Raw genomic sequence first — 14,776 nt, 5'->3', positions numbered from 1 at the left:
TATATCCTGTAGGTTGTTATCATAAATTCGGATTAATATCCCTGTCTATTTGCGGGATAGCAAGGTACTCGTGCCTTCCTTTGACAAAATTGGCAAAACCTTCATCCCTCGATGACAATTGTGGACCGAGCTCGCCCCATCTCGCGAGGTCGTTCCAGCGATGACCTTCTCCTGTCAGTTCTGTTATCCGCTCGTGCTTGATCTGCTGCAAAAACTGGTCTTTATTGAGCCCTGGCTTCACAACCGATAAGCGGGCCAGACCAGCTCTTTGTCTAACTCTGTCCACATACTGGTATGCATCAGTAGTACGATTTACCGCATTAAGGCATTCAGCATACATCAAAAGCACATCAGCGTAGCGAATGAAACGGTAGTTATTAGGAGAACGATAACCCTCTTCATTTTTCCAGTGGTCATTTAAAAATTTTCGAAACCAGATTCTTTCATTTGTAGCACCAAAACGGGCTGTAAATGTCTGTCCATAGATCATTGAAAAGTTAGGACCTCTTTCATCTGTATAGTTATACAAATAAGTAGCCGCCAAACGCGGATCTCTTGCTCCACTTGTGGTCTGTTCCTGCAAGAACTCGTTCACAGGCCACCTTCTTGCTTCCCCGTCAGACCAGCCTACCGGAGAAAAGAACTGAGGAAGTGAAGATCCATAGTTGAGATTTCCAGTTCTTGGGTCTGTATCATCATCATGATTATCGGCAAGGTTTTCAGCAAACTGCCACTCAAAAACGGATTCTCTGTTATTTTCAGAAGTAATAAGGAAGTTATCTCTGAAATTTGGCATGAGATCGTAAATGGCTTTACCTTCACCCTCTACAAGCCATTGAAGCGGTTGCAATGCTTCAGTATATTTCTGTTGTTGCATTTGTGCTTTTGCAAGTAATGCATAAGCAGCACCCTTGGTGGCACGACCAAGGTCTTCCGGACTAGAATATACGGCGGGTAGTTTAGTAACAGCATCTGTAAGATCACTCTCTACCTGACCCCATACTTCTCCAAGGGATGCAAGAGGTGGAGCATCGAGAGGTGTAGAAGTTTTTAATTGCAGCGGCACTCTTCCCCATATGCTGGCAAGATGATAATAGAACATCCCTCTCAGGAATTTAGCCTCTCCAAGAAGTCTCTGCTTCTTCGTCTCGTCCATCTGAATAGCGGGCACATTATCAAGTACCTGGTTTGCCCTGAATATCCCGATATACATATCCAACCAAACATCAGCAATATTACCGTAATTCGTATCAGTGATAATAAATCTGTCGAAGTTGTTCCTTAAGTCCGGATCTGGGCTGGTGCTGTAGCCCTCGTCAGACCTTATAATTGTAATGAAGAACAACCACCTCGACATCGGGCCTCTGTGCAACGTACTATAGATTGCATTTACTCCTTTTACCGCATCTGTCTCTGTTTTCCAGAAAACCTCCATAGAAAACTCATTCGGATTATCTATTGTTAAATCTTTAACACAACTACTGAGTAACAAGCTACACGTTACAAATAGTGTCATCAATACTTTTTTCATAATCATTTTTGTATAGATTAAAAATCACATTGAAAACCAAAAGAAATAATTCGGCTAGCGGGCCAGTTCCCATTATCCTGCCCACGCTCTTGAATGCCATTACCAACAACGTCAGGATCAAGTCCTTTATACTTAGTCAATGTGAGTAAGTTTTGACCGCTAAGGTAAATCCGTGCGTTGCCCACACTTACCTGTTTTAATAAGCGGGAAGGTATATTATAGCCAAGTTCAAGATTTCTTACGCGCAGGTAAGAGGCGTTTTCCAACCATCTGTTGGTCCTTGTTAAACGATTAATGGACAACCCCACGTCATTAACATCTGTTCCTATCCGAGGGTCCGATGTATTAGTATTGTCAGGCGTCCATGGATTGATATCACTCCGGAAATTAGTATTTTCATAACTATCTAAAACCCTCCTAACATCGTTAAATACCTTATAACCAAATATACCAACAAGCTGTAAGTTTAGGTTAAATCGCTTATAAGAGGCATTAAACTGAAAACCTGTTTGTAACGTTGGCCAGGGTGAGCCATCAAAAGCGCGGTCCTCGTCGTCAATTTTCCCATCATCGTTCAAATCCTTGTATCTTACATCGCCTGGTTTTGCATTCGGCTGAATTATCTGGCCTTGAGAGTTTTTATAATTGTTTATTTCAGCCTGGTTCTGGAACAAACCATCCGCTTGAATGAGAAACCACTCACCAACTGATCTACCCACCTGTGTACGGGCATTATTGGCCTGAATATAGTTTTTCTGAGCACTTTGATTGCCAACACTCTCTACAACATTCTTAATCGTTGTAAAATTGCCGGACACATCCCATTTAAAATCACTTTTATTGTTCCGGTAGGTTATTGCTGCTTCTACGCCTTTATTTCGAATAGAAGCTGCGTTCACAGGCGGGTTACCCTGTAGATTCCCCAAATATCGGGGAAGATCAATATAAAGCAGGGCATTTTTTGAATAAGTATTGTATATGTCAAGAGTTGCGGTGACACTGCCATTCAGAAGCGTTGCGTCTAACCCGATATTCTTGCTTATCCTATCCTCCCAGGTAAGATCTGCATTAGAGAGCCTTGCTTGTGTGGCGCCGTTATTAGGCGTTTGTCCCGGCCCGAAAATAGCAACTGGACCCTGATTCAGATAGGAAAGGTATTGATATGATCCTATAGTAACTATACCTAATTTACCGTAAGAAGCGCGGAGCTTCAGATCCGATATCCAGTTCACTTTAAAGAAATCCTCTTTGCTAATCCTCCAGCCCAGTCCTACCGAGGGGAAATAGGCATTCCGGTAGTCTTCCGCGAAGCGAGAATCCATATCATAGCGATTCGAGAAAGTGAACAGATATTTATCATCATAAGAATAATTTACGCGTCCTAATATTCCTCTCGTTTTATACCAATTAGAAATTTCTCCGGAATTTGTCTGCGCTCCCCCGGCTGATCTTATAGTCGTAAGGTAATTCCCTTCATACTGTGAAAGCCCTAATCTTCTTGCACCAACATCCTCAACTTTCACTGTTTGCTCGGAGAAACCAACGACACCATTTAAAGAGTGTTTTGAAAAAGTCTTTTCAAAATTCAGGGTATGTTCGAAAAGGGTACTTAAAAAACGTCGCCTTGTTTCCTGTACATAACTTTCTGTAGCTGCGGGCTGTTTATACGCCCAGGCGCCAGGTTTTCTCACTTCATTTATTGCGTCGAAGCTCACTTCAAGGCCGGTATTAAAGCGATAGTTTAACCAGTTAGTTAATTTAAAATCAAGGTACGCATTCCCAACTGCTTTTGAATAAGTGTCTTTCCCTTTTCTCAAGCTATTGAGAGCGACCGGATTTATAGCATATGTGGTCGCGGCATCTGTACCGATACCGTACCCCCATGGGTTGTCATCTGTTATATATGCGCTACTCTGAACGGGTATGATAGGCAAAAGCTGTGGCATATCATAGAAAGCATTAATGCCAACCGGGTACTTACTTAAAGTGTGACTTAACAAGAGGTTTTCTCCAATCTTTAGTCTCCCCTTTTGTGCCTCAGTGTTTATCCTGAGACTTCCTCTTTTGAAGTCATAACCGCGAACCACTCCTTTATTATCAAAATAACTCCCGGAAATTAGATAGTTGCTGTTTTTTGTTCCACCTGATGCACTAAGGTTATAGTCCTGCACACCACCAGTCTGGATCGTTTCATCCTGCCAGTCAGTATCAATAGAAGGATCGAAACCTGTAGAAATATTCGCAGGAACAGGCATATTCGAATTAATGAATGCCTGGCTTTTTAAATCTGCATATTCACGGGCGTTCATCACATCCCAACGCTTGGGGATTTGCTGCACACCATACCGGGCTGAAAGATTAATTTTTGCAGGGCCTTCTTTTCCTTTTTTAGTGGTTATTATAATCACGCCATTGGCTGCCCTGGATCCGTAGATAGCAGCAGCTGAAGCATCTTTCAATACCTGTATAGATTCTACATCATTGGAGTTAATAGTTGAATTGGCGTCTGCAATCATACCATCTATTACGTACAAGGGCGCTGTAGTCGTAAAACTGGCAACCCCCCTGATCTCAATCGTCGAATTCTGACCGGGCGCCCCACCATTTCTCACGGTCACGCCGGGAGACAAGCCCTGTATAGACTCAGCAACGGAATTCCCAGTAACCCTAGCCGCGTTTACTGTGCTTACAGTAACATTCGCCCCGGTCACATCCCGTTTTCTTACAGTCTGATAACCAATAACGATCACTTCCTCAAGATTACTTGTAGATTCCAGAAGGACAACACTGATATTCGTTCTTCCATTAAGGGGAACTTCCTGAGTAGTAAATCCTATATATGTAAAAACAAGAGTTGCGTTCAGGTCCGGAACATTTAATACAAACCGTCCGCTAGCATCAGTCGAAGAGCCTCCTGTAGATCCTTTAATTCTGACGCTTACGCCTGGTAAAGACTCGCCGGCGGAAGACTTGACAGTTCCGGTAACATTGACCCTTAGTGCTGATTCACTCTCTGCCTTTCCAGCATTCTCTCTATTGAACAGTAAGATCTTACCGTCCAGAATTTTATAATTAATATACAGAGCGCTTAGATCCTCATCAAGAAATTCCCCCAAACGCTTTGATGTCACATTCATAGAAATTTTCCTATCTGCACGTATGGCCGACGGGCTATAGACGAATTTTACGTCTGCCTGGTTTTGAATTTGCTTTAACACCTGTTTTATATCGCCCTGCTCCACTGACAAAGAGATCTCCCTGTTCAATACACCCTGAGCAGTGACATTGCTCGCGTATGAAGCACATGTGAATAAAATACCTAGAAAAATTTGTGTAAAAGTCACTCTCATTGCTGTCTTTATTAAAGCAACAAATCGCTTTTTTTTCATAACTTTAAAAGTTTTGTTCGTGAATAAAATGGTTAGCGGACAGAATACCCTTATGGGTTATAACTGGCAATACCCTCATATTGCCAGTTTTTTTTCCTACTTCTTTCGTATCTCTTATTTCATAATCTATATTTTATTGTTTACGAATTGGTTAATTACATCCTTTTCCTTCGATATATATTGTTACACCCTTTATTTCGTAGGAAGCCTTAATTGACTGACAGATAAATTCAAGCTTACTGTAAAGATCTTGTCCGGAGAGATCTCCTGTGAAGGTGCAATGCTTCATCGCATCATTACGGGTCACAATCTTTACTCCGTATACTTTTTCGAGCTCATCAAGAACCGATGAGATGGGGCTTTCGTTGAAGATAAAACTAACTGATTGACGACTGCCGTTCTCAGGCGATATCAGCGGAACGGGATCATCCACCAAGCCGACTTCCAGGTGGCCATCCGAAGGGTCAAACGTGGCTTTTTGATTAGGCGTTAGTTCCACTTTGTCCTCCAGATTAAATAGCCTGGCAAAGCTCTTCCTCGTCGGCTTCTCCGTCACGATTACCTTGCCGCTGCTTACTAACACCTCTGTTTTTCTAAATCCCCGGCCTGGCTTTACCGTAAAGCTTGTACCAACGACACGAATAATAACATCGTCATTGAACACAAGAAATGGCCTTCCAGGATTCTTGCTTACATCAAAGAAGGCCTCTCCTTTTAAAATAACCTCCCTCTTTCTGGCGCTGAAGTGCCTTGGGTAGGAAATTGACGCTTTCGGCTTTAATACAACCCGGCTGCCATCTTCAAGGAGGACGGCTATCCTGTGATCGGTATGATTTATTTTCTCGCCAAGGTTCGATAATGCGTTCTCTGCCAAAAACTCTGGTTCCTCATTCTGATAACGCGTCAGAAGACCGGCTACCAATGTCACCAAAACAACGGCTGCGGCCACGGATATCCTTATCCACATTGATCTCACCACCTTCTTTTCTGCGCGACGTTCCACAAATTCAGATTCAGGCTTTACCTTATCCCAGAGCCGCTGTTCTATTTCATTAAAGCTTTCTTCAGGAACCTCAGGCAGATCGTTCTTGTCAAGCAATCCATACCATTGCTCTACTATCTTCTTTTCTTCAGAAGTACAGTTTCCGTCAAGATAGCGCTGCAATAATTGATGAAAGGCTTCTCTGCTCATAATTAGATCAAAATGGTTGTTTAATCTATAAGTAAAGAACAGGGCCTATACCCCTAAAAGAAAATTTACTTTTTTTAAAAGATCCAGAACAGGATCAGGAAAAGAAGGTAATCCTTCAGATAATATCGCATTGTCTTAAGCGAGCGTGTAATATGATATTCTACTGCTTTTTCAGATATTTTTAGCTGCTGCGCAATTTCTCTTACTGTGTGATTATCAAACCGGCTTAGCCTGAAAACCTGCTGCGTCTTTTGAGGTAAGAGTGAAATACCCTTCTCTATAGCATCAGCCAGATCCCGCATCAGGACGAGATGATCAGAAGATGCTTCCTCCTGTTCTGCATGTGTCATGCTATACTCAAGATACTTCTCCTGAACAATCTGCGACTTAATATGATTAATGACAGCATACCTTACTGAGCTATATATGTAATTAGGAAGATTTTGAATGTTAACTGCGCCCCTTTTTCTCCACAGATCCAAAAACACATTCTGGAGCAATTCTTCGGAAAGCTCCTTATTTCCGGTTTTTTTATACGTTGTTAAGAAGGCCCCTCTCCAGTGCCGCAGATATATCTCCTCAAAAGCCTTTTCGTCGGAAGCTTTTAGCAGATCCATCAATTCGTAATCTGACAATAACTGGTAGTTCATTCGGCTTATAGAGGTTGAACAAAGCTAATAAATTTAAGTTTGTAACAGAAGAATTAAACGCTTCACCTCCTCGCGGGGCCAAAGAGTTATATTTCCTGCCTCGCCTTTATTTCCAGATAGCGGTTTATGGTATTTACGGTAAGATCCTGGGGAGACGTGAGAATAGACTGGATTCCCCACTTTGCCAGTTCCTTTACAATCTGCTTCTTTTCGAAGGTGAACTTTTCAGCGATAGTCTTGATATAAATTCCTTCTACGTCGTCAGCAGGCGCTTCGCTTAATTTTCTCAGCTCGGTGTTCTCAAAAAAAACAACCAGAAGTAAATGAAAGCGGGCAATTCTTTTAAGAAAAGGCAACTGACGCTGCAGGGCCGACATACTTTCAAAATTCGTAAATAGAACAATCAGGCTCCTCTGTTTCAAAGTGCTTCTGATCTTGTTATACACCGCCTCCATGTTTATTTCGAGGTACCGGGTCTTTTCTTTATAAAGGACGTCCAATATCTTTCTGATCTGCACCGCCTGCCGGTCGGCCGGCACTACCGTTCCTATCTTTTCCGAAGCCGTTATCAGGCCGGCTTTGTCTTCTTTCAGGATAGCAATATTGGATAAAACCAGTGAGGCATTAATGGAATAATCGAGGAGACTTAGCCCATCAAAAGGCATCTTCATGGCCCGCGACTTATCGATCACACAATACACATGCTGCGACTTTTCGTCCGTGTACGAATTCACCATTAATTCACCTCGCCTGGCAGTAGCTTTCCAGTTAATTGTACGGTAATCATCGCCCGAAACATAGTTCTTCACCTGTTCAAACTCCATACTGTGCCCCAGCCTTCTGATCTTTTTTATTCCTACTTCGCTAAGTCGGTTGGAAACAGCCATCAGCTCATACTTTCGCATTTGCAGAAAAGAGGGATAAACGGGCAAAACCATCGTCTGTTCAAAAGAGTACCGGCGACTGATAAAGCCGAGGGGCGATTTTACATAAACATGAATAGCGCCAAACTCGTATTCGCCCCTCTTTAAAGGCTTAAGAAAATATTCCAGGATCTTATGCTGTTTGCTTTTAAGCTGCGTCTCAAACAACAGATCTCGCTTCTGGAACTGAAAAGGGATCTCGTCTATAATGTTCGCACTGACGGCAAAGCGATAAAAATTTTCAATATAGATCCCCAGCTTATTTTCGTCACCGTTGCTAAGCTTCTCCGGAGCGTTACGACGGGCGAACAGACCCTCGTCCACGCGGTAAAGAAGCCATATATCAGCGCTAAGAAGAAGTACCGCCGTACATAAAAACAAAGCGGGTAAATCACCAAGCCACGGAAAGAAAAACGATAGCAGGAACAATACAACACAGCAGCCCAATACCATAAACAGGCGGTTGCTCAAAAACAAGTTGCGGTAATATTTGGCGAAAAAACTTTTCAATGCTATGTGTTTTGAGTTACTTACCTCGGCACCTCTATCTTCTTAATTATATCTGCCAGTACCTCGTCTGCCGAAACCCCTTCCATTTCCTTATCAGGCGTAAGTATTATGCGGTGACGCAGAACCGGAGGGACCACCCTTATGATGTCTTCAGGAGTAACAAAGTCTCTTCCCTGCATTGCTGCGATAGCTTTCGCACTGTTTATCACCGACAACGACGCTCTTGGAGAAGCACCAAGATAGAGTGACTTGCTGATCCTGGTGTCATGGATAATCTGCGCTGCAAACTCCAGCAGCTTCTGCTCTACATGCAGGCCCCTTACCTGCGCCCGGTAGTCCATAATTTGTCGCTCTGACAGAACTGGCTGAATTTCATTTAATTTATCACTGGTCTTCAGCTGATGCTGTTGCATGAGAATCATTGTTTCCTCCTCCAACGAAGGATATCCCACCTCTACTTTGAAAAGAAAGCGATCAAGCTGCGCTTCCGGCAAACGATAAGTACCCTCGTGTTCAATCGGGTTTTGAGTAGCCAGAACAATAAAAGGCTCATCCATTTTATAAGTATGACCATCTATCGTTATCTGCCTTTCTTCCATCACCTCAAACAAAGCCGACTGTGTTTTCGCCGGGGCTCTGTTTATTTCGTCTACGAGGACTACGTTGCCAAATATCGGACCCTTTTTGAATTCAAAGGACGCTTCTTTGGGATTAAATACAGACGTGCCAAGCACGTCCGAAGGCATCAAGTCGGGCGTAAACTGGATACGTGAAAAGTCCGAATCAATACTACGCGCCAGGAGCCGGGCTGTAAGTGTCTTTGCAACCCCCGGTACGCCTTCAATAAGTACGTGCCCATCGGCCAGGATCCCTGCGATCAGCAGGTCGATCATTTCGTTCTGCCCTATAATGATCTTACTTAATGCCTCCCTGATTTGCTCAACAGATGCGTTCAGCTGACTGAGGTCGGTCCGGTTCTCAAAAATTTCTTCTTCCATTATCTTGATTTCTGGTAAAAGGATTCAATATTCTTATTTAGTTCTATTAGCTCACGTTCGCTTACCATATTGTACCGCGCCAGCTGGGCCATCTGCCGGACAAGGTCGACTATAAGCACATTATCAATACCCGATTTGGCGCTGAGCAGGTCAGAAAACTTCTTATCCGGCTTTTCCATTTTCAAATGATATCTCGAGCGGATAAACTCCAGCAGGTAGACAACCTTCTTCTTCGCAATGTCAGTATGATCCTTCTGCTCGTAATAAACGCGTCCTACAACCCTCACAAAGTCGGCAGAAGTATTTTTAAGAGGCTCTATCACTGGTATAATACGCTGCCTTCTTTTTATCTCATAAATCACAAAGATCAGAAGGCTGAAAAGTGAAAGATACCATGCCCACTTCAAGGAAGGATTGCGAAGAAACACTCTCATTGGCGAACTATTGTCTTCGTTGCCCAGACTAGAGAACTCGTCCCACACCACTTCTCTGCCTGGCTTCAGGTACGACAAAGTCTTCGAAGCGTACTCTGCGCCATCCGGTTTAAGCATGTTATAATTAGAGAAAAAGAAGGGGCTGGCAAGCAGGAACAGATTTCCTTTACCGTAAGTATACCTGATAAAGTTTGCATGTCCCCTGTTGTTCATTCCAAGAACCACCGCTTTCGAGGTATCAAAACCACTGAAATACTGCTGCCCTATTCCTTTATCAAAACGATATTTTCTTGATGGATCCAGGGAAGGGTTAACAAAGTGAAGCGACGTATTCTCCTCGCTTCCCAGGCTTAACTCTGTGTTGATCTTGATTCCAAGTGAGTCGGTAAGATAAGTGCCGGGATAATAAGCAGCGATGAGTACCGTATTTCCTCTCAGCATATAATTCCTGAGCTTATGGAAATCGTACTCGTCCATCTTTACCGTTTCAGCAATCAGTATATACGATCCCGTTTCAACAGTGTCCTCTGTAAAAGTAAGGTAAGGAGCCCGCCGCTCCGTCCGGATCCTTTGTTCTGGAAAGATATCTTTTAGCCTGTTATATACCACGTAAGTACCATAGGGGATCTTATCTTCCTTATTAAAGGTAACGGTCCAGTTGATGGGTTTAGGCCTGTAATACTGGGCTACGAGGTAAACCAAAAGCAGGGCACCCCCTATCACCAGGTAAGTCTTTAGCTGTTTCATCTGTAGACCTCCCTGTTAAAATCCAAAAAAGTATTCCTTATCCTTTCAAACACCGGCAGGTCTACCGGAAAGCCACCGTACCAGACATACTCAAACTCGCGTGTAAGCATCCCGAATCGCTTCTTCTGTACCGGATGCTTCAACTCGTTGATATAGGCTGAATTTGTCTTATCGAGCTCCCATTTGATTCGCCCTGAATCACTCAGGCGCTTCAGCGTCTTTAGATAAAGCAAACGGGTGGCAAGCCTGAAGTCATGATTTCCTATAGCGTTTTCTATTTCCTCATCAAAAGAGATCTCATGAATATTCTCCAACGACTCACGATAAGGCACTTCCACCACTTTTGGCCTTCCTTTAAACAGCAGCGTGATATCCATACCTGTTAACTTAACGATGATAAAGATGATCACTGCACTAAAAGCAACGATAAAGAAGCCTTTCCAGAAAGTGGCTGATCCGGGAACTGCAGAAAGGCGTATCTTTCTGAACTGCTCCCACACCCAACCCCAGAACCTTTCCCACCAGGAAACAGACGTGTCTCCGCCTTTCTCATCATAATTAAAATCCTTGTCGCGACGATAAGCATTAAGAGCCTCTTTACTAAATTCCCTCACATGAAGATGCATCTCGTCTCTCCGGAGCGTCTGCGGAGCTTTCTTCACCACCGCGCCGGCACTATCTTTTTTTACTGTCAGGACGGTCCCGGCCTGAATGCCCGGAACAATCATAGCAAAAAGAAGGAAAAGAATGAATAGTATTTTCCCGGTCTTCAATTTAGTTGTCTTTTAAGCCCTCTTAACACCACTTTGCCGTGTTTTAATATTGTTCTTCGGGAAGATCAGCCGAAGGATCACTTTTCCCGATACTGCTGATCCTTTCGCTGAGCCCGGCCCCGTCTTTCTCTTCAGCCAGGCTGAAATAAGCAATTCCTGTCAACAGATACAATAGAATCATAAAGACCTGAGCCAGATACTGTAACACGACGGTCGCCGCGAGAAAAGGGAAAGGCATGTTAAATCTTCCAAGAAACACTCCCGCTCCTGTAATTAGACTTATCGGCAGCACCAGCACTATACTCACTGCATAGTATACTACCATCATGACGAGCATAGCGCCAAAAGTAGTCCACCATTGTCCTTTAATCAGCTTGAAGCCCCTGTCGAACGAGTAACCCAGCGATGAATTCTCAAAAACAATGCTCGCCAGCATGATTGCGGTAACCGGCATTAAATAGACGCCCGGTATAAAACAGCAAACAAAGCCAATAATAATAAGTATTGATAACAGGATCTGCGCTACAAACATCCGCCCGAAAAAGTAACGTACGTAACTCCACACCTCCTCAACCGATGGCGCTGTATTGCCCTTTTCCTTATATAGGCTCATGTATGAAAAGGTAGTGAGTGTCATCATCACATAGAACAGCATCACCAGCACCACATTGATCACTGTATCCCAGCCGTATACGGCAAATGGACTGGTGCCGGTTGGAAGAGAACCAAAAGCCTGTAGCAGCCTCTGCTGCTGAAGCACTGCCACAATCACGGCTGCCGCCAGGAAGAACCCGCAAATAGTAAAATAAGCCTTCAGCAGGGGCTTCCAGTTCTGTTTAGTAAATACAAAAGTGTCGTTAATCAGCTCTCCAAAGTCGCGGACCTTTCTGAGCTCTACTTTCTGTTCCATTATTGTTGTTGTGTTTCTTTAATTTTTCTATTTAGCTGATGAGGGTAAATAACTACATACCAGATGATGAAAACCAGCGAGAGTACGAGGATAGAAACGCTTGCCCAAACCGGCATTTCAGTATGCCTTGTTACAAACCCCTCCAAAAATGCCGCACAAATAAATACCGGCACCAAACCGATCACAATCTTGAGTCCTTCCTTCGCTCCGGCTTTCAGCGAGACAATCCTCTTATAGGTTCCTGGAAAAAGCAAGCTGTTACCCAATACCAGTCCTGCTCCTCCAGCGATTATTATCGCCGAAATCTCCAGTGTTCCATGTATCCATATCACCAGAACAGAAGCCCAACCCAGCCCTTTGCCGAAAAAATAATATTGGAAAGACCCAAGCATAATTGCATTTCGTATTATAAAGTAGACCGTTCCCACCGAGAAAAAAATTCCGCACACATACATTGTGAAGGCTACGTAAATGTTATTGGAAGCGATGCTCAGGAACATTAAAAACTCCCCCTGCTGGTTGTATACACCAAACGGATTCCCCTTTGCTATATTCTCATTAGTCATACTTACATAACTATCACCCATAATAAGCCTTACAAAGGAGCTGTCGTACTTTGCCGATAAGGCGCCAATCAAAGAGAATATAATAAAGAACCAAAAGGAATACAGAAGCTTCTTCCGGTGTTTAAAAAAAAGCAGAGGTAACTCCATTTTCCAGAACTGCCAAATCCGGCTGCCTTTCTCTTTTTGGTTTTTATAAATGGACTGGTGTAGTTTTGACGCAAGCCCGTTTAAATAAACGGTAGTCTTTGACTTCGGATAAAAGGTCTTCGCGTAAGCAAGGTCATCGGTTATTGTAATAAAACGCTCAGCAAGCTGATCGGGATCGCCTGAACTAAGGTTCTCGAACTCTTTCCATTTATCGGAATTCTGCTTAACAAATAAGGCTTCCCTCATAAATTATAAGGCCTGGATATTTGCAGTTAAAATACTCACAAAAATCAATTCTACAATAAAAAGTTTAATTTAGTAGCTCCTTATTGAGCAATAATGCAAACCATTAAAATAACTACATCACAAAACATCGACATTGACTACGAAGTAGCCGGACTGGGCGAGCGGATACTGGGATACCTTATTGACTGGGGCATCTTTATTTTGTTATTTTTTGGTTTCGCAATATTAGCCACAATACTGGGATATGGCGGACGAATGGACGACGTCAGCACCGGATTCGCCGTGATACTCTTTACATCAGTAGTGGTATTTTATGACCTGCTCTGCGAAATACTCTTTAACGGCCAGAGCATCGGCAAAAAAGCAATGAAGATCAGGGTGATCAGCCTCGACGGCTCCTCTCCGACGGTAGGCCAATACCTGTTGAGATGGATGTTCCGGATAGTCGACATCACCTTCACTTCAGGTGTTGCAGCAATCATTGCAGTAGCGTTGTCAGAAAATAAACAGCGGATAGGAGACATCGTCGCCGGAACAACGCTAATAAAAACCGTTCCCCGAACCGATATACAGCACGTCGCTTTTGTACCACCCGAAGAAGCCTATGAACCGGTTTTCCCCGAAGTAACTCTTTTACAGGACAAAGACATTGTCCTTATTCATGAAGTAATAAACAATGTGAGAAAAAGCGGCAATTCTGTTCTTTTATATGATACTGCAACCCGGGTTAAAGAACACCTCTCCTTACGTAATGTCCAAATGGACGACCTCAGCTTTCTACAAAGCATCATAAAGGACTATAATTATCTGGCGGCAAGAGCAGAAGTTTAATATATATTTCTTATTACCCAAAAAGCAATAATTGCGGCACCTGCGATTAGCCGCATTGTTAAGTTAAATTGAAAAGGGGTTCCCGGTCCTTTTGCCATGAGTATCCCTCTCGCCGTGGATCCAATGTAAGCCAAGAGAAAAGGCAGACTGATAACAAGCAGCAGATTATCATGAGCAGCCTCTGAAAACCGGCCGTTCAATATAGCGTGTATAGCTCTCTGAGAGCCACATCCCGGACATTGCAGGCCAGTAAACTTATGAAAGAGACAAGAGGGATAAAGGTCAGATGTAGCCGGATCAACATAATAAAACACCCCGGCAAGCATTAGTAAAAGAATTGCGGCTAAAGTGTAATAAACGTTTTTCATGTGTTTTACTGGCCATGGACTGTATTAATGGGCTTTCAATTTATAACCCGATATGTTAAGATGTCGGTGCCTCCGCACTCCCGAATCGATCTCTTGACATACTCTTTTGTTACAAGGTTGCCGTCATTGTAATAGCGGCTGAACGCAAGGTAATCATCACCGCCCATTTTACTGTCGATGACAAACATATGCCAAAAATCCCGCCCAGATGGAAGCGACACAATTACCTTTCTCCCTTCCGCTAACTCAGCGTCAATAGTTTTGAACAGACTGTCAAATGGAAAATCGTCTCCCCTGCTTATATTAAACTGATGTTTAAATTTTATACCTGAAATGGTTCTGCCATCGAAATTACTGAACGTTCCATCGTTTTTATCTTTCCAGTCCTTTTGAAGATCATAATAATCCGGAGCGACGCGCTTATTAAATTTCAGTATCATTTCAATGGACATTGGGATACACGAAAAGCTATAAATTTGCTTATGCTCCAGTGCGACCCCACGCAAAGTCTTTGTATGGCCCTTTCCAATTGATGGACTTCTTTGGGCTGAACAGAAGAAA

General features: G+C 43.2%; 13 protein-coding genes. 1 reads left to right on the top strand and 12 read right to left on the bottom strand.

Annotated features, from left to right (window positions below):
* Positions 1-19 precede the first annotated feature (19 nt).
* The 10 genes from BDE36_RS03650 to BDE36_RS03605 all read right to left on the bottom strand — a co-directional run bounded on the left by BDE36_RS03650 (position 20) and on the right by BDE36_RS03605 (position 13,016).
* Positions 20-1,531: a RagB/SusD family nutrient uptake outer membrane protein gene (locus BDE36_RS03650; protein WP_141813768.1), complete on the bottom strand. Its 1,512-nt coding sequence runs from the start codon at positions 1,529-1,531 to the stop codon at positions 20-22.
* A 17-nt stretch (positions 1,532-1,548) separates the two neighbouring features.
* Positions 1,549-4,920, bottom strand: a complete 3,372-nt coding sequence (locus BDE36_RS03645; protein WP_202618182.1) for a SusC/RagA family TonB-linked outer membrane protein — start codon at positions 4,918-4,920, stop codon at positions 1,549-1,551.
* A 151-nt stretch (positions 4,921-5,071) separates the two neighbouring features.
* Positions 5,072-6,112, bottom strand: coding sequence for a FecR family protein (locus tag BDE36_RS03640; RefSeq protein WP_141813767.1), 1,041 nt, complete (start codon positions 6,110-6,112; stop codon positions 5,072-5,074).
* Positions 6,113-6,186: 74 nt separating this feature from the next.
* On the bottom strand, positions 6,187-6,762 hold the full coding sequence (locus tag BDE36_RS03635; protein ID WP_141813766.1) for an RNA polymerase sigma factor: 576 nt from the start codon (positions 6,760-6,762) through the stop codon (positions 6,187-6,189).
* 86 nt (positions 6,763-6,848) lie between these two features.
* Positions 6,849-8,195 carry a DUF58 domain-containing protein gene (locus tag BDE36_RS03630; protein ID WP_141813765.1) on the bottom strand — a complete coding sequence of 449 codons (1,347 nt, stop codon included), beginning with the start codon at positions 8,193-8,195 and terminating at the stop codon, positions 6,849-6,851.
* 20 nt (positions 8,196-8,215) lie between these two features.
* On the bottom strand, positions 8,216-9,193 hold the full coding sequence (locus tag BDE36_RS03625) for an AAA family ATPase (RefSeq protein ID WP_141813764.1): 978 nt from the start codon (positions 9,191-9,193) through the stop codon (positions 8,216-8,218).
* Positions 9,193-10,374 (bottom strand): DUF4350 domain-containing protein, encoded by a 1,182-nt coding sequence (locus BDE36_RS03620; RefSeq protein ID WP_141813763.1) that lies wholly within the window; start codon positions 10,372-10,374, stop codon positions 9,193-9,195. Before BDE36_RS03620 ends, BDE36_RS03625 begins: the two co-directional genes overlap by 1 nt.
* Positions 10,371-11,147 (bottom strand): DUF4129 domain-containing protein, encoded by a 777-nt coding sequence (locus BDE36_RS03615; RefSeq protein ID WP_141813762.1) that lies wholly within the window; start codon positions 11,145-11,147, stop codon positions 10,371-10,373. The genes BDE36_RS03620 and BDE36_RS03615 overlap by 4 nt, the downstream gene beginning before the upstream one ends.
* A 43-nt stretch (positions 11,148-11,190) precedes the next feature.
* A complete protein-coding gene (locus tag BDE36_RS03610; RefSeq protein WP_141813761.1) occupies positions 11,191-12,057 on the bottom strand; it encodes a hypothetical protein in 867 nt (288 codons plus the stop codon).
* On the bottom strand, positions 12,057-13,016 hold the full coding sequence (locus tag BDE36_RS03605; RefSeq protein ID WP_141813760.1) for a stage II sporulation protein M: 960 nt from the start codon (positions 13,014-13,016) through the stop codon (positions 12,057-12,059). The genes BDE36_RS03610 and BDE36_RS03605 overlap by 1 nt, the downstream gene beginning before the upstream one ends.
* Positions 13,017-13,109: 93 nt before the next feature.
* Between BDE36_RS03605 and BDE36_RS03600 the strand changes: the two genes are divergently transcribed.
* Complete coding sequence (locus tag BDE36_RS03600; protein WP_141813759.1) at positions 13,110-13,847, top strand: RDD family protein; 738 nt, start codon at positions 13,110-13,112, stop codon at positions 13,845-13,847.
* On the opposite strand, the gene BDE36_RS03595 is transcribed toward BDE36_RS03600, so the two are convergent.
* Positions 13,844-14,215, bottom strand: a complete 372-nt coding sequence (locus BDE36_RS03595) for a DUF2752 domain-containing protein (protein ID WP_141813758.1) — start codon at positions 14,213-14,215, stop codon at positions 13,844-13,846. The genes BDE36_RS03600 and BDE36_RS03595 overlap by 4 nt on opposite strands.
* A 35-nt stretch (positions 14,216-14,250) precedes the next feature.
* Entirely contained in the window at positions 14,251-14,655 is a 405-nt protein-coding gene (locus tag BDE36_RS03590; RefSeq protein WP_141813757.1) for a hypothetical protein, read from the bottom strand.
* Between the last annotated feature and the right edge of the window lie 121 nt (positions 14,656-14,776).

Source organism: Arcticibacter tournemirensis (assembly GCF_006716645.1).
GTDB classification, from domain to species: Bacteria; Bacteroidota; Bacteroidia; order Sphingobacteriales; family Sphingobacteriaceae; genus Arcticibacter; species Arcticibacter tournemirensis.
Note: the sequence above shows the minus strand (reverse complement) of the source record. Positions and strands in the feature narration are given on the sequence as shown.